Source organism: Streptomyces sp. NPDC031365, assembly GCF_055569765.1.
This window is the reverse complement of sequence record NZ_JBVIIM010000040.1, coordinates 12,962-27,921: the sequence shown is the minus strand read 5'-3', so window position 1 is coordinate 27,921 and position 14,960 is coordinate 12,962. Positions and strand designations below refer to the sequence as shown.

The 14,960-nt window shown below is 74.9% G+C and carries 14 protein-coding genes and 1 pseudogene; 11 read left to right on the top strand and 4 right to left on the bottom strand.

The features are described from left to right. Window positions 1-112 precede the first annotated feature (112 nt). Window positions 113-541: a hypothetical protein gene (locus ACZ5C2_RS35410; protein WP_468800548.1), complete on the bottom strand. Its 429-nt coding sequence runs from the start codon at window positions 539-541 to the stop codon at window positions 113-115. Window positions 542-821: 280 nt separating this feature from the next. On the opposite strand from ACZ5C2_RS35410, the pseudogene ACZ5C2_RS35405 reads away from it, so the two are divergent. The 7 genes and pseudogenes from ACZ5C2_RS35405 to ACZ5C2_RS35375 all read left to right on the top strand — a co-directional run. After that, window positions 822-872 (top strand): annotated as a pseudogene (locus ACZ5C2_RS35405) (hypothetical protein); the annotation flags it as partial. A gap of 25 nt (window positions 873-897) precedes the next feature. Beyond that, window positions 898-1,146, top strand: a complete 249-nt coding sequence (locus tag ACZ5C2_RS35400) for a DUF6745 domain-containing protein (protein WP_468800545.1) — start codon at window positions 898-900, stop codon at window positions 1,144-1,146. Window positions 1,147-1,213: 67 nt separating this feature from the next. Next, window positions 1,214-1,366, top strand: coding sequence for a hypothetical protein (locus ACZ5C2_RS35395; RefSeq protein ID WP_468800542.1), 153 nt, complete (start codon window positions 1,214-1,216; stop codon window positions 1,364-1,366). Between the two features lie 70 nt (window positions 1,367-1,436). Then, window positions 1,437-1,862, top strand: coding sequence for an ATP-binding protein (locus ACZ5C2_RS35390; RefSeq protein ID WP_468800539.1), 426 nt, complete (start codon window positions 1,437-1,439; stop codon window positions 1,860-1,862). Between the two features lie 74 nt (window positions 1,863-1,936). After that, complete coding sequence (locus ACZ5C2_RS35385; RefSeq protein ID WP_468800537.1) at window positions 1,937-2,617, top strand: adenosylcobinamide amidohydrolase; 681 nt, start codon at window positions 1,937-1,939, stop codon at window positions 2,615-2,617. A 238-nt stretch (window positions 2,618-2,855) separates the two neighbouring features. Next, a complete protein-coding gene (locus ACZ5C2_RS35380; RefSeq protein ID WP_468800534.1) occupies window positions 2,856-4,526 on the top strand; it encodes a PP2C family protein-serine/threonine phosphatase in 1,671 nt (556 codons plus the stop codon). Continuing rightward, window positions 4,523-5,599, top strand: coding sequence for a cobalamin B12-binding domain-containing protein (locus tag ACZ5C2_RS35375; RefSeq protein WP_468800532.1), 1,077 nt, complete (start codon window positions 4,523-4,525; stop codon window positions 5,597-5,599). Before ACZ5C2_RS35380 ends, ACZ5C2_RS35375 begins: the two co-directional genes overlap by 4 nt. Before the next feature lie 398 nt (window positions 5,600-5,997). Here ACZ5C2_RS35375 and ACZ5C2_RS35370 read toward each other — a convergent pair whose 3' ends face one another. The 3 genes from ACZ5C2_RS35370 to ACZ5C2_RS35360 are packed head-to-tail and all read right to left on the bottom strand — an operon-like array spanning window position 5,998 to window position 9,535. Further along, entirely contained in the window at window positions 5,998-7,572 is a 1,575-nt protein-coding gene (locus ACZ5C2_RS35370) for an FAD-dependent oxidoreductase (RefSeq protein ID WP_468800530.1), read from the bottom strand. After that, window positions 7,569-8,300 carry a methyltransferase domain-containing protein gene (locus tag ACZ5C2_RS35365; RefSeq protein WP_468800528.1) on the bottom strand — a complete coding sequence of 244 codons (732 nt, stop codon included), beginning with the start codon at window positions 8,298-8,300 and terminating at the stop codon, window positions 7,569-7,571. The genes ACZ5C2_RS35370 and ACZ5C2_RS35365 overlap by 4 nt, the downstream gene beginning before the upstream one ends. A 41-nt stretch (window positions 8,301-8,341) precedes the next feature. After that, window positions 8,342-9,535 carry a lycopene cyclase family protein gene (locus tag ACZ5C2_RS35360; protein WP_468800526.1) on the bottom strand — a complete coding sequence of 398 codons (1,194 nt, stop codon included), beginning with the start codon at window positions 9,533-9,535 and terminating at the stop codon, window positions 8,342-8,344. Between the two features lie 241 nt (window positions 9,536-9,776). Here ACZ5C2_RS35360 and ACZ5C2_RS35355 point away from each other — a divergent pair, with 241 nt between their 5' ends. Genes ACZ5C2_RS35355 through ACZ5C2_RS35340 form a run of 4 tightly spaced genes read left to right on the top strand, consistent with a single transcriptional unit; the run spans window position 9,777 to window position 14,624 of the window. Then, window positions 9,777-11,090 (top strand): polyprenyl synthetase family protein, encoded by a 1,314-nt coding sequence (locus tag ACZ5C2_RS35355; RefSeq protein WP_468800523.1) that lies wholly within the window; start codon window positions 9,777-9,779, stop codon window positions 11,088-11,090. Continuing rightward, window positions 11,087-12,616, top strand: coding sequence for a phytoene desaturase (locus ACZ5C2_RS35350; protein WP_468800520.1), 1,530 nt, complete (start codon window positions 11,087-11,089; stop codon window positions 12,614-12,616). The genes ACZ5C2_RS35355 and ACZ5C2_RS35350 overlap by 4 nt, the downstream gene beginning before the upstream one ends. Continuing rightward, window positions 12,613-13,614 carry a phytoene/squalene synthase family protein gene (locus ACZ5C2_RS35345; RefSeq protein WP_468800518.1) on the top strand — a complete coding sequence of 334 codons (1,002 nt, stop codon included), beginning with the start codon at window positions 12,613-12,615 and terminating at the stop codon, window positions 13,612-13,614. Before ACZ5C2_RS35350 ends, ACZ5C2_RS35345 begins: the two co-directional genes overlap by 4 nt. Then, complete coding sequence (locus ACZ5C2_RS35340) at window positions 13,611-14,624, top strand: DUF5914 domain-containing protein (protein WP_468800515.1); 1,014 nt, start codon at window positions 13,611-13,613, stop codon at window positions 14,622-14,624. Before ACZ5C2_RS35345 ends, ACZ5C2_RS35340 begins: the two co-directional genes overlap by 4 nt. Window positions 14,625-14,960 lie beyond the last annotated feature (336 nt).

Here is a 14,960-nt window from a genome sequence, read left to right as displayed (position 1 = left end):
GCCGCACCGCGCGAGTGGGCCGGGCCCTGCCGGGCTCAGCCCCGCCGTCCCGGGGTGGAACCCGGCGCCCCGGGGCGGATCCGCCGTCCTCGGACCGGTTCCGCCCGCGAGGTCAGATCCGTCCGCCGGTCATCCGGGTGAAGGGGCCGTGGGTGTGGCGTTCCGCGCGGCGGCCCACCGCGTAGGAGGCGGCGGTCAGTGCGGTCAGGCCGGCCGCCGCACCGGCGGCGACGAGCCTGCGGTTGGCGATGACCGTCCAGGCCGTCTTGGCGCCGGCGGCGACCTGTCCCGAGGTGGCGACGACCGCGCGGCGGCCCACCTCGACGCCCTTGGCCGCCGTCTGTGCGGCGCCGCTCGCCGCCTGGGCCGCGCGCTCGGCACCCGACGCGGTCGCTGACGCCGCCTCACTCGCCTTGCCGGCGGCCTTGTTCGCCGCCTGTCCGGCGGGAGCGGTCGCCTTGTCCGTGGCGTCCTGGGTCTTGGACGCCACGGAGCGGGCGGTCGTGGTCTTCCGGTTCGCGTTCCTGCTCTGTTCACTCATGGAGACCGACTTGCCGCTGTCCCCCGCGGCAAACACCCCCCGGCGCCCCGCGCCGGACGGCAGGTGCCGGGATCCGTTCCAGCACCCCGTCGGCGAACACTCGTACAGCGGCAGCGTTTCGAGGTGGACGCAGCCGAAGTGGTGGTCGCAGGTGGTGAACTGACAGGGCCCCGGGCGCACATCCCTCAGGTGGCCGCCGTCCGGGTTCGCGCTGTCGCCCGGCGCGGCATGCCGGTGACGCGCGCCTTCGGGGAGAAGCCCGGTGTGCTCACCGGAGCGGATGCGGGGGGAGAACGCCGAACCGCGGCGGGTGCCGCTCGAAGACTACGGCCACGACCGCCACGCGGCCGACTCCGGTGCGCGGCCCCCGCACCGGGACGCACAGGCCCCGGCTGCTCGAGCCCGCCGACGACGAACCCGCCGTCCTGATCGAGGTCCTCGCCCCCTCACCCGAACCGGACGGCGCCCACCGCACCCACCGGTTCCGCGTGCCACCGGGGATCCGGACGGCCCGGGAAGGCGTGGCGTGGACGTTCGGGCCCGGGAACCGAGGTGAACGAGCCGCTGAGGGAGGCGTGAGTCCGTGGGGCCTTCCGCAGGGCTGACTCCGCCCGCAGGGGGTAGCCGGAGTACGGCAGGCATCAGTGCGGACATCCACGGAAAGGAGCACCCATGCCGAGCATGATGGAGCGCATCAAGCAGTTCACGAGGAGTCCTCAGGGGCGGCGTACGACCGAGCACGCGCGGCGGGCGGCGGCCGACCCCCGGCGCCGGGCCCAGGCCCAGCGTCTGCTGGGCAAGTTCCGCGGTGGTGGTCACCGCTGAGTCTTCCCACTCCCCCGCGCACGGCCCGGCCCATGACCGGGCCGTGCGACCGTGACCAGGAAGGACCACCATGACCGGATCGTCGGTCCGCGCAGTGGGCTGGGCGCGCTCACTGCCGCTGGACAGCGAGGTGAAGGCGGCCCGGGACTGGGCACACGGGCATCTCGGCGCGCTGGGCTGGACCACCTCCGCCCCCGAGACGGTGGATGCCGTGCTGCTGACCGTGTCGGAGCTGGTCACCAACGCCCACCGGCACGCCCGGAGCACCGCTCAGCTGATCATGACCTGGGACCAGCGGTGCCTGCACATCTCGGTGCACGACACCTCGGCCTTGCTGCCGGCGCCCCGGGGGCCGAGCACCGAACGGGTCGGCGGACGCGGCAGGTTCCTCGTCGACGCCCTGGCCGACGCGTGGGAGACACATCCCTGTCCCCACGGCAAGACCATCACCGCCTGCTTCCGCGGGCCCGGGCCGCAGGAAGCACGACCGCACTGAGACACCCCCGCGCGGGCGGGCCGGCCGCCCGGCCGTACGATCGGCCGGTCCGATCCCGCAAGGAGCCCCGCCCGGTGACCGCCGTTCTCCCGCCGCCCCGTACCACTCCCACTCTTGCGCACCCCCGCCGTCTGACCCGTGAGGAGGGCGGTGAGCGGCTGCACGCACTGCTCTGGGTCACAGGTCCCGGGCATCGGGTGATCAGCAGCGCGGTGCTCGGCGGGGGCTTGGGCGAGCGGGCCTGGGTCCTGAACGCTCAGGTCTCCCACGGCTACCGGCGCACCGACCCCGACCGGCACCTCGCCGGCCTCGCCGGCGACGCGGTCGCGGAGGGTCCGGGGGTGGGGCTGATGACGGCGGCCGACGTCTCGGCGTATGCCCACGGACACGACGACGGCGCGGACGCCTTCGTCACGGCCGGCATCGACGTGCGCGGCTGGGCCGCCGCGGCCGCCGGGGATACGAACGGGCCGCACGCGCCGGGCACGATCAACATCGTCGCCGCCGTACCGGTCCCACTGAGCGACGCCGCCCTGGTCAACGCGGTGGCCACGGTCACGGAGGCGAAGGTGCAGGCCCTCGTCGAGTCCGGGCACGACTGTTCCGGGACCCCGACCGACGCGGTGTGCGTGATCTCCCGGACCCCGGGCCCCGGTGAGGAGGAGCACGCCTTCGCCGGGCCCCGCTCCCTGTGGGGAGCGCGGCTGGCCCGCGCCGTCCACCGCGCCGTGCGGGCGGCCGCGCCGCCGGCCTGAAGGGCGCGGCCACCGGCACGACCCGCGTGGAGTCCGGCGAGAGGGCGGGCGGCGACGCGGGCGCGTGAGGTGCGGGACCGGCGCCCCGGGGTACCCGGTCGCCCGGCGGGCACGTCGCCGCCCGGGCAGGGTGCCGCCAGGTCAGGTTGCCTTCGCGGACACGGATGAGGGACGGTGGCTGTGACCGCAGTTCCCTGGCAGAGAGGTGGTGGGGTGCGCACGACGCGTACCCGCGCCTGTGATTCCATCCTCCGGCCCACCCGCCCACCCGCACGACGCGGACGCCCGTGTCGGTCCGACGTGGAGGGACGCCCCGTACCCGGTACTGGTCCTCGACGCGCACGGAACGGTCGCGGACCTGAACGCGCCCGCCCGGATGGTGCTGACGGACCGCCGAGACGGCGGTGCCGCACGGGACGTGGTGCCCTCCTGGCTGGCGGACGCGCACCGGAACCTCACCGACCGGAGGGACCGTCCGAAGGGCCCGCCGGCCGCCGGGGAGATCGGTGACCGGTTCTACGAGGCGCGTCCCACCCCGCTCGCGGACGGGGGCGTGGTGTGGTGGCTGGTGGACGGAACCGACCGCCGCCGGGCGGAAACGTCCCTGCGAGACGCCTGCGCACAGGCACAGACCCACGCCATGGTCTTCAGCGCCCTGCTGTCGTCGCTGAATGTGCCGCGCTGTGTGGAGGTGACGGTGCAGATGGCGGCGGAGCACCTGGCCGATGCCGCGCTGCTCGTCCTGCCGCCCGTCGGGCGTCGCCACACCGTGGCCCGTGCCCTGCGCGGCGAGTCCGTGGTGCAGGCCTCTCGTCAGCTCGATCCTCGCAGCGTCCCGGGGCTGGCCGAGGCACTCCAGGGGTTCCCGCCGGTGCCGGCGCGCTGGATCGACCCCGGTGCACTTCCCGAGTGGGTCGTGCCGACCGGCTTCGGCGGGCCGGTCGGTTCCGCCATCGTCACGCCGCTTCCCGGCCACGGGGTGTCCGCCGGTGCGCTGATCCTGCTCCGCTCCAGCACCGCGCAGACGTTCTCCCCGGACGAGGAGGCGTTCGCCCGGCTCTTCGCCGCACGCGCGGGTGCCGCGCTGTCGGCCGCGCGCCTCTACGGCGAGCAGAGTGCGATCATCACCACGCTCATGCGGGAACTGCTGCCGCCGACGCTGGAGAACCTGCACGGGGTGGACTACGCGGGACGCTACCGGGCCGCCAGCGACCACGAGCGGATCGGTGGTGACTTCTACGAGGTCCACCCCGGGCCCGGTGGCTCGCGGGAGACGTTCGTCGTGCTGGGTGACGTGGCCGGCAAGGGGCTCGACGCGGCGGTCCTCACCGGGAAGATCCGCAACACCCTGCACGCGCTGCTGCCACTGGCGTCCGACCACGAGCGGGTCCTCACCCTGCTCAACGGAGCTTTGCTCGCCTCGCACCACACCCGGTTCGCCACCATGGTGCTGGCCGGTGTGAAGCGCGAGGACGACGGGCGGGTGCGACTGCGGCTGACCAGCGCCGGACACATGCCGCCGCTCATCGTCCGCACCGACGGCCGCGTCGAAGAGGCGGACACCCACGGCACCCTAGTCGGAGCGCTTTCCTCCGTCACGGTGCACACGGCGGAGGAGGTACTCGCGCCCGGGGAGACCTGCCTGCTCTACACCGACGGCATCACCGAGGCCCGCGGAGGGCCGCTGGGTGACGAACTGTTCGGTGAACACCGTCTGCGCCAGGCGCTGGTGGAGTGCGCCGGTATGCCGGGGGAAGCGATCGTGGAGCGGGTGCAGATGCTGGCCGCACAGTGGCTGGGCAGCGGCGGCCACGACGACATGGCCGCCCTCGCCATCAGCGCGCCGCGCACAACCCGGCCGGTGGGGGCGGACAGCACCGGGAACGGTCATCCGAGGAGGACGGTGTGAGCGGGACGCCTCCGGCCGCGGTTCTGCGCGACAGGCTCTGGCAGGCGGTGCTCGAGGGGAGCGAGTACGACGCCGTAGACGTGGTGCGCGCCGGTCTCGACGCGGGGTGGGAGGAGGAGGCCCTGCTGCTCGACGTGGTCGCGGCGGTGCAGGCGAAGATCGGTACCGAATGGGCCGCCGACCGCATCAGCGTCGCCCAGGAGCACGCGGCCACGGCCATCAACGAGCGAGTGATCGCCGTTCTCGCCCACCGTCCGCCGACGGGCGGGCCCGTCCCCGCGCACCGTGGCCGGGTGACGGTCAGCTGTGTAGACGGCGAGTGGCACGCCTTCCCGGCCCGGCTCGTCACCGAGGTCCTGCGGCTGCGGGGCTGGCAGGTGGACTACCTGGGCGCCCAGACGCCCACCCCCCACCTCGTCGCCCATCAGCACCACACCAACTCCGACGCGGTGCTGCTCTCCGGGTCGATCCCCACCCATCTGCCGGCGGCGCATGCGGCCATCACCGCCTGCCAGGCCGTCGGGGTGCCCGTGCTCGCCGGTGGCAGGGCCTTCGGGGAGGACGGACGGTTCGCCCGGGCCCTGGGCGCCGACGGGTGGGCGCCCGACGCCCGCGGCGCGGCCACCGCGCTGGAGGCCGGTCTGCCGCGCCCCACCGCGGTCCGGCAGGCGGTCGACGACCTGCCTCACCTGGCGGACCAGGAGTACACGATGGTGGTCCAGTACCGCAGCCGCCTGGTCGGACAGGTGCTGGCGGACCTGGAGCGCCGTTTCCCGGCGATGCACGGATACAGCGACGCGCAGCGGGATCGGACCGCGGAGGACCTGGTCCACATCCTCGACTTCCTGGCCACCGCCCTGTACGTGGACGACCCCGGAGTGTTCACCGACTTCCTGGAATGGACCTCCGAGGTCCTCGCGGCACGGGGCGTTCCGGTGGAATCCCTGGTGACGGGACTGGACAGCCTCGCGGAGCGACTGCACGACTTCCCCCGGAGTCTGCGCTTCGTCCGCGAGGGCGTGGCCGCTCTGGGCCGGCCCGCCGGCTCCGTCGTGCGCGGCTCCGTCGTATGAACGCACCGCACCCGTACGGCCTGGGCCCCGCGGCGGGCCGGGTTCCGCGTCGCTGACCGCGCGTCAGCGGTGAGCTCGACGACGACGGCGGTCCGGAGCCGACCGCCGGTGGTTTGCGCTTCCCGGCCGGGGCCGGCGCTGCCGGGTGCCGTGCGGCCGGATCTCCGCTACCCGATGGGTATCGATCCGCCGGGCCCGGCCGACCGCTCGTGATCCACCGTCACAGCGGCGCCGCCGACACGTGCCCGCACCTGGGCTCCCGCCCTCCCGTCCTCGGGCGGCTCCTTCGGCGGACCGGCGTCCTCGAACACCTCACCGCGGCGGGCTCGGCGGGAGCGGCGTCCGAGCAGTCCGGGTCCGGTGGCCGGCCCGGCCGCCGGACCCGGACCGGTCCGCCGTCAGCCCGTCAGCCCGTTCGGCTGCCGTCCGAGTCCGGCCAGGCCCCGCAGCAGGGCGCCGCGCCCCCGGTCGGGCACCGTCCACAGGGTCTGTCCGCGTACTCCCCAGCGCCGCAGCAGGGCGTTGGCGGCGAGGAAGCCGCTCGTGGCGGCGCGTTCCATGAGGGCGACGGGCAGGCCGGTGCGCACCAGGTCGCCGGCCACCACCAGTGCCGGGTCCGGGGTGCGCACCGTCGGCCGGTCGGCGTATCCCCCGACGGGGAACAGGGGGCAGTCGGACCGCCACAGGTGGCGGGCGTCGACGATCGCGGCGCCGGCCGTCTCCGGGTAGACGCGGTGCAGCTGGCCGATCAGCCGCTTCTGCTCGGTCTCGCGGGACGCCCCGGGACGCCGGGCGTAGGCGTGGAGTTCGACCACGGAGCCTTGGGTGCGGGACGCCCAGCGGGCCGCCTCGTCCTCGTAGCGGTCCAGGACACTGATGTTGTCCATGCCCTCGTAACCGCTCGTGCCCAGGAACGCCGGCCGGTCGGGCGCGACGGGCCGGTCCAGCCACAGGCGGCTGACGAGGAACGGCGGAGCGTTGCGCAGGCGTGCGATCCGTTCCCGCCACGGGCCGTCGCCCAGCCGGTCGCAGCGGGCGACCAGGGACCGCAGGCCCGCGGCGTCCAGGGCGAGGACGACGGTGTCGTGACGGCTCTCCGTTCCCGTGGTGGCGACCTCGTAGCCGCCGTCCCCGATGGGTGTGATGTGCTCGACGGCCGTGGCGGTGCGGATCTCGGCGCCCTGCCGGCGCAGGTATCCGGCCAGTGGTTCCCACAGGGCGGTGGGAAAGGGCCCGTCGGGCACGTCGAACAGCAGCCCCTCGGAGGAACCGAGGAAGTAGATGTGGAACATCAGGATCATCTCGGCCGCCGACAACTGCCGGGGATCGGCGAAGAAGCTGCGGGAGAACACCTCGAAGGCCAGATGGCGGGCGGTGTGCGGGAAGCGGACCGCGTCGAGGAATTCGTGGGCGCTGATGCCGTCGAAACGTTCGTACACCTCCGGCACGCGGACGTCGAGCAGCGCGAGGGCGGTGCGCGGTTTCATGCGGCGCAGGTCGCCCGGGCGGAAGGACGGGCTGAGGGCGGCGAAGCCGAGCGCGCTCCACGGCGGCGTGCGCGGGACGTGGCGGAAGCTGTCCCGCGGTCCGTCGCTGTGGCGCAGCGGATAGTCCGGCAGTCCGGTGAGCCGCTCCAGTCCGGGGTCGGTGCGACGCAGCAGACCGCGCAGGTTGTAGTACTGACGGAAGAAGGCGTGGAAGCCGCGGCTCATGGTCGCCGGGGTACCGTCGGCCAGATCGGCCGGCCAGCCGCCGACCCGTCCGCCCAGGAAGGATGCGCGCTCGTAGAGTGTCACGGCCACGCCGCGCTCGGCCAGCGCCGTCGCCGCGGCGAGTCCGGCGATGCCGCCGCCGACCACGGCGGTCGTCGGGCGGGTGCCCTGGATCCGGCGGGCCCCGGGCGGCGGTGCGAGCACACGGGCGCGGCGGTCCCGGCCGTGCCGGGCGGCGTGCGGGCGGCGCAAGGGGGTCATGCCTGCTCCCCGCCTTCCGTGCGGGGCCGTCGTCCGACGAAGGTGTGGGTGATGCCCGTCTGCCACCCCGGCAGGGGCAATGCGCGCACCGCCTCGAAACCGGTCGCGCGCAGCCGGTCGGCGAAACGGCCCGCGGTGTCGAACTCCACGACGCTGCGCCGGAGATGGCGGTACAGCTCACCGTCGCCGAGTGCGGCGGCGGCCGGCTGGACGATGCCGCGGCACACCAGGGTCCATACCGCGCGGTCCGAGCGCCGTCCGGTGAGGGTGTACTCGTGCACACCGAGTCTGCCGCCCGGGGCGAGCAGGTCGCGCACGGCGGTGAGTACGGCGTCGGGATCGGAGACGTTGCGGAAGAGGTAGGCGGCGAACACCGCGTCGAACGGCCCTTCCACCCCGGCCGAGGCGAGTCCTTCCGCCGGTGCCCGCACGAAGGTCACCCCGTCCGGCCAGGTTTTGGCGGCGGCCCGTTCGAGCATCCCGGTGGAGGCGTCCACGCCGGTGATGCGGGCGCCCGGCAGCACGGTGGCGAGTGCGGCGGTCGACGCGCCGGTACCGCAGCCGAGGTCCAGGACCCGCAGTCCCTCGCCCCGCCGTGGCAGTCCCAGGCGGCGTGCCGAGCGGCGCAGGTGGGCGTGGTAGCCGGGATTGGCGGCCACCAGGGCGTCGTAGCCACGGGCGGCGTGGTCGAACGCGGCGGCTAGGTTCTCGTCGCGCAGCAGGGTCATACGGTCTCCCGGTACAGAAGGGGCGGGTGCGGACGGCCCGGTCAGGGTCCGTCGTACGGGCGGCGGGGCAGGGTGGGCAGTTCCAGCGCCGAGCGGAGCATGGGGCCGACGGGGGCGTGCAGGCCGACGGCGAGGTCCTCGTGGAGCCGGGTACGGCCGTCGAGGAAGCGCAGCAGACGCGGCATGGGGACGCGGGCGAAGAGGCGGGCGAACAGGTCGGGGCCGTCCGCCCTGCCGCTGGCCAGGGCCCGCAGCAGCACGGCGTCCATGGCCCGGGAGCGGGCGGAGTGGGCGGGGGGCGGCACCGGGGTGCGGCCCCGGCACAGGGCGGCGGCGACGGCGCTCGTCTGGCGCTGGATCCCGGCGAAGGTGTAACCGGTCGAGGGACGGGTGGCGCCGCCCGCGGCACCGATGCGGAAGACGGATGCGCCGGACCGGCGGGCCATCGGGGCGTCCGTCATCGGGATGACGCCCGTCTCGGTGGACAGGACCCGCAGCTCCCCCAGTCGGAGTACGTCCTCGGTGTAGTGCCGTACCGCTGACTCGTAGCCGTCGGCGGTGAGGGGGCGCGGCGAGAACTCGGTGTACTCCACCAGCGCCTCATGGCGGCCGACCGGCAGCACGTAGCCGAAGGACAGGCCGTCCGCGGGCTGGGGGGTGCGGAAGTCCATCAGGTCGGCGGTCGGGGGGTCGAAGAGCGGGCGGGCGGTGCGGACGAACCAGCCGTGGAAGTGCTGCAGCAGCGTGGTGCGGGCGGCCGGCAGGCTGCCCGGGGGGCGTGAGTCGAACACCCAGCGGGTCCGCAGGATCTGTGCCCTGCCGCCGGTGTCCCGTACGTGGACCAGTGCTCCCCCGGGCACGTCCTCCACGGTCTCGACGGTCGCCTCCAGTCGGCGCGTGGCCTGGTCGGCGGCCAGGTCCCGGGCGACCAGGTGCTCGAAGTCGTCGGACCGGATCATCTTGTAGGACAGCGGTGCGATGTCCGCCTCGATCGCCGGACCCGAACGGGGACGCACCCGCAGGTGCCGCCAGGTCGCCGTGACGGCGGCGTCGAAGCGGCCGGCGCCCGCTTCCCAGAAGCACCACGTGCGGCGCGGGGGCCGCAGCGGGCCGGGCGGGGCGTCCACCAGGACGACCGACGGTGCCCGGGCTCCGGGCGGGGTCCGGGACAGACGGTGGGCCAGGGACAGCCCGGCGGCGCCCGCCCCGACGATCGCCACCTCGGCGTCCAGCACGACGGCACGCTCCTCCCGTTGTCGGTACTCGCACCTCGCCAGCATTCCTGCCTGCGTGCCCGATCAGATCAAAGTCACTCGGACGAGTGACTCACTGCTACTGGTGAGACAGGGCGCGGATGGGGAACGCATGTGGCGGCAGTTCGTCGGACCGTTCCGGCTCGTCCGCATCGGCGTGCGGTGCGTGACCGGAGGAGTGTGGGTGACGGGACGATCGGCGTCCGGAACGAGAGGAACTTGGATGGGCCGCACGCAGGCGGAAGTTCACGGCACGGCGGGGCCACGGCTCGTCGGGCACCGGGAGACCGTGTCGGCGCCCGCCGCGCCCGACAGTGCCGTGCCCGGTGTGCCGTACGACGCGCACCACGCCCTGCTCCCGCCGGGAGTCGCGGACGCCTCCGCCGTGGACCGGGACGTGTCCGGCGCGGTCGGACGCGTACTCGACCACGTGCTGGCCGACCGGGTGGCCCGCGCCCGCGACGTGGACCCGCGGTTCGGGGACGACGTGGCCCGGCGTGTCGCGCACTTCACCCGTGCGGGTGGCAAGCGCACCCGCTCACGTTTCGTGTGGTGGGCACTGCGCGCCTGTGGTGGCGGTGGCACCGTCCCGGTCACGGCGGCCCTGCGGATCGGTGCGGCACTGGAGTTGCTGCAGACCTGCGCGCTGGTCCACGACGACGTGATGGACGGTTCCGCGCTGCGTCGTGCGCGGCCCGCGCTCCATGTCGACATCGCCGCCCAGTACGCGGACGCGGCGCCGGGCGGGCGGGCCGAACACCTCGGCGGCGGGGCCGCGATCCTCACCGGTGATCTGGCGCTCGCCTGGGCGGACGACCTGGTGGCCGAGACACCGCTGGAACAGGGCGGCACGCGGACGGTGCGCCGGCTGTGGAGCGACATGCGCACGGAGATGGTGGCCGGCCAGTACCTGGAACTGCACGGCCAGGCGACCGGTTCGCGGTCGCTGCCGCACGCGCTGCGCGTCGCCCGGCTCAAGAGCGCCCTGTACTCGGTCGAACGGCCGATCGCCCTCGGGGCCGCGCTCGCGGGCGCGGACGACGCCACCACGGCCGCCCTGTGCGCGGCCGGGCGTTGTGTGGGCACCGCGTTCCAGCTCCGCGACGATCTCAACGACGTGTTCGGCGACCCCCGGGACACCGGCAAACCGGCCGGTGGGGACATCAGGGAGGCGAAGCCGACCTGTCTGGTCGCCCTCGCCCACACGCGGGCCGGGGCAGCCGGCGACCACCGCGCCCTGGAGGTGCTGGAGCGGTCCCTCGGCGACGGCGCGCTCACCGGGGAGGGTCTGGAGGGGGTGCGGGAGGTCCTGACGAGCACGGGGGCGCGGAGCACGGTCGAAGCGATGATCGCCCGGCTGGTGGATCAGGGACTGCGTCACGTCGACAGCGCTCTCCTCGATCCGCACGGCGGGGAGCGGCTGCGGCAGTTGCTGGCCTCCGCGGCGGGTGTGGAACCGCCCAGGGACGCACACTCCTGCGGCAGCCGGCCCGGGACCACCCGGGCCGCCGGTGGCGGCAAGGGGGCCGGCCGGTGATGCGCGCCGTGACGGGCCGTACGGATCATGTCGTCGTCGTGGGAGCCGGACTGGCCGGGCTGTCGGCGGCCCTCCACCTGCTGGGCGCCGGCCGGCGCGTCACCGTCGTCGAGCGGGACGCATCGCCCGGCGGACGCGCCGGGCGCCTGGACCTCGACGGCTACCGGATCGACACCGGTCCCACCGTGCTGACCATGCCCGACCTGGCCGACGAGCCGTTCGCCGCCGTCGGCGACAGTCTGCGCGAACGCGTGGAACTGGTTGCGCTGCACCCGGCGTACCGGGCCCGCTTCGCCGACGGGAGCTGTCTCGACGTGCACACGGGGGCCGAGGCGATGGCAGCCGAGGTCGAGCGTTTCGCCGGCGGCGGTGAGGCCGCGGGCTATCTGCGGCTGCGTCATTGGCTGGAACGGCTGCACCGGGCGCAGATGCGGCGCTTCATCGACGCCAACTTCGACTCCCCGCTGGGCCTGCTGAACGCCGATCTCGCCCGGCTGGCGGCGCTGGGCGGTTTCGGGCGGCTGGACGCGCGCATCGGGAGGTTCCTGAAGGACGAGCGGCTGCGCCGGGTCTTCACCTTCCAGGCCCTGTACGCAGGCGTCCCGCCCGCCAGGGCCCTGGCCGCGTACGCCGTCATCGCCTACATGGACACCGTCGCCGGCGTGTACTTTCCGCGCGGCGGGATGCACGCGCTGCCGCGCGCCATGGCGGACGCCGCCGCCGGCGCGGGCGCCGATCTGCGGTTCGGCCACGAGGTGAGCCGGCTGGAGCGCTCCGGCGGCCGGATCACCGCCGTCGTCACGGAGCAGGGCCGGATTCCCTGCGACGCGGTCGTCCTGACCCCCGACCTCCCCGTCGCCTACCGGCTGCTGGGCCGTACACCACGGCGCCCGGTGCGGCTGCGGCACTCCCCCTCCGCGGTCGTGCTGCACCTCGGCACCGACCGGACCTGGCCCGAGCTGGCCCATCACACCCTCTCCTTCGGTGCCGCCTGGCACGGCACGTTCGACGAGCTCACCCGCACCGGCAGGCTGATGAGCGACCCGTCGCTGCTCATCACGCGCCCCACCGCCACCGATCCGGGCCTCGCCCCGCCGGGGCGCCATCTGCACTACGTCCTCGCTCCCTGTCCCAACACCGACATCGGTCCGGACGCCGCCGCGTGGGAGGACCTGGCCCCGCGCTACCGGGACGAACTGCTACGGGAGCTGGAACGGCGCGGTCTGGCCGGCCTGGGGTCCGCCGTCGAGGCCGAGTGCCTGGTCACCCCCGCGGCCTGGCACGCGCAGGGCCACGCCGCCGGTACTCCGTTCGCCACGGCCCACACCTTCGCCCAGACGGGGCCGTTCCGGCCCCGCAACCTGGTCCGCGGCACCGAGAACGCCGTACTGGCCGGCTGTGGCACCACCCCCGGCGTCGGCGTGCCGACCGTGCTGCTGTCCGGGAAGCTGGCCGCAGCACGGATCACCGGTGGCCCGGGACGCCGGCGCGTCCCCCTCACCGCGACCCAGGAGGCATCCGCATGACCGACCGCGAACTCGACACGGCGGGCGTCACCGAACCGGCGCTGCGCGAGGCCTACCGCCGCTGTCGGGAACTCAACGCCCGGCACGGCAGGACGTACTTCCTCGCCACCCGGCTGCTGCCCGTCGAGCGGCGCCCCGCCGTGCACGCCCTGTACGGCTTCGCCCGCTGGGCCGACGACATCGTCGACGCACTCGGCACCGGGGCGGACACCGCGCGCCGTGACGCGCAGCTGTGCGCGCTCCAGCACGAACTGGACAAGGGACTGCGGGACGGCGACAGCGGCGAACCGGTGGTGCGGGCGCTCGCCGACACGGCACGCCGGTACGGCATCGACCACGGTCACTTCACCGACTTCATGGCCGCCATGCGTGCCGACCTGGTGGTGACCGACTACGCCGACTACGCCGAACTGCGCCGGTACATGCACGGTTCGGCGGCGGTCATCGGGCTGCAGATGCTGCCGGTCCTCGGCACGGTCGTCCCGCGCGCGACGGCCGCGCCGCACGCCGCCGCCCTCGGGGTGGCCTTCCAGCTGACCAACTTCCTGCGTGACGTGGGCGAGGACCTCGACCGCGGCCGGGTGTACCTGCCCGCGGACCTGCTCGCCGCGCACGGCGCCGACCGGGGGCTGCTGCGGTGGAGCCGGGACACCGGGCGCCGCGACCCGCGTGTCACCTCGGTGCTGAGGGAGTTCGAGGCGCTGACCCGGGGGGTGTACCGGGAGGCGGCACCGGGGCTGGGGATGCTGGAGGCGGTGTCCCGGCCGTGCATCCGTACGGCGTTCGTGCTGTACGGCGGCATCCTGGACGCCGTGGCCCGGGACGGCTGGTCGGTACTGCACCGCCGGGCGGTGGTGCCCCGCCGGCGGCGCGCCGTGGTCGCCGCCGACGGGCTCGCCCGGGTGACCGCCGCCCGGCTGCGCGCCCGTGGGGCCGGCCGACGCCCGGACGTCCGTCCGCTCGCCCCGTATCCGGCGGTTTCCGAGGGGGTCGCATGAGCACCGGATCCGAGCGCGGGAGGCACCGTCTGCCGTTGTCCCTGCGCCGGCGCGCGGTGCCGTGGGAACGGCAGCGTCCCACCTGGCGCGAGGCGCGGCCCGCTGTCATCGCCGGGGCGCTGAAGCGGGCCCTGGCGCGGCGTTCCGGCAACTGGTACGTGGTCGCTTCCTCCCTGGACCTGCGCGGCGACAGTCCGCTCGCGCGAACCGTGGCGGGTCAGGAACTGGTGCTCTGGCGGGACCCCGGGGGCCGTCCGGTCGCCGGTCCCGGGATCTGCCCCCATCTGGGCGCGCCGCTGCGGGACAGTCCCGTCCGCTGCGGGACCCTGGTGTGCCATTGGCACGGACTCGCCCTGGACGGCGGCTCCTTCGCGGGATGGGAGCCGTTCCCCGTGCACGACGACGGCGTACTGCTGTGGGTCCGGCTGGACGTGGTCGGCGGCGAGCCGCCGCTCGACGCCCCGGTGGTGCCGGAGCGTCCGGACCGGGGGCGGGCCCTGGCGGCCGTGTACACCGGGGTGGGGACCTGTGAGCCCGAGGACATCGTGGCCAACCGTCTGGACCCCTGGCACGGGGCCTGGTTCCACCCCTACTCGTTCGTCGATCTCACCGTGGCGGGCACGCCGGACGGCTCGGACGGTGGCGAGGACGCCTTCATCGTGGATGTGTCGTTCAAGGTGGCGGGGCGGCTGGTGGTGCCGGTGCGGGCCGAATTCACCGCGCCCGAGCCGCGCACGGTCGTCATGCGCATCACCGAGGGTGAGGGCGCGGGCTCCGTGGTCGAGTCGCACGCCACTCCCCTGGGAGTGGACGGCCGGGGGCGGCCCCGTACGGCGGTCGTCGAGGCGGTGGTGGCGGCGTCCGACCGCCCGGGCTTCGCCCTGGCCCGGGGTGCGGCGCCGCTGCTGCGTCCGCTCGTACGGGCCGCCGCCGGACGCCTGTGGCGTGACGACCTGGCCTACGCCGAACGGCGTTGGTCGCTGCGCTCCACGGGACGCTTCCCCGGCTGACGGGCCGGGTCACCCGCCCGGCCCGGCCCGGCGGGCGGGCCGCGCTCCGTCCGGACGGACACCCGCCGGCCCCCGCCGGGCGCCCACACCGCCACTCCGCCCCGGCGCGGCTCGTCCCACCACCCGGCGGGGTCACCGGCGGGCCCCGGCCCCGGTGCGCGTGGGGACCGCTGCCGGGCCCGCCCGTACGGGCCGCCGCCGGACGGCTGCCGCGGCGCTCCGGCTGCATCACGCCGAGCGGCGTCGTCCGCCCGGCTCCGCGGGCTGTCCGCAGGAGCGGCCGGCTCCCGCCCGGCCTCACCGGTGGGGTGTGCGTCAACCGGACGGCCGCTTTCC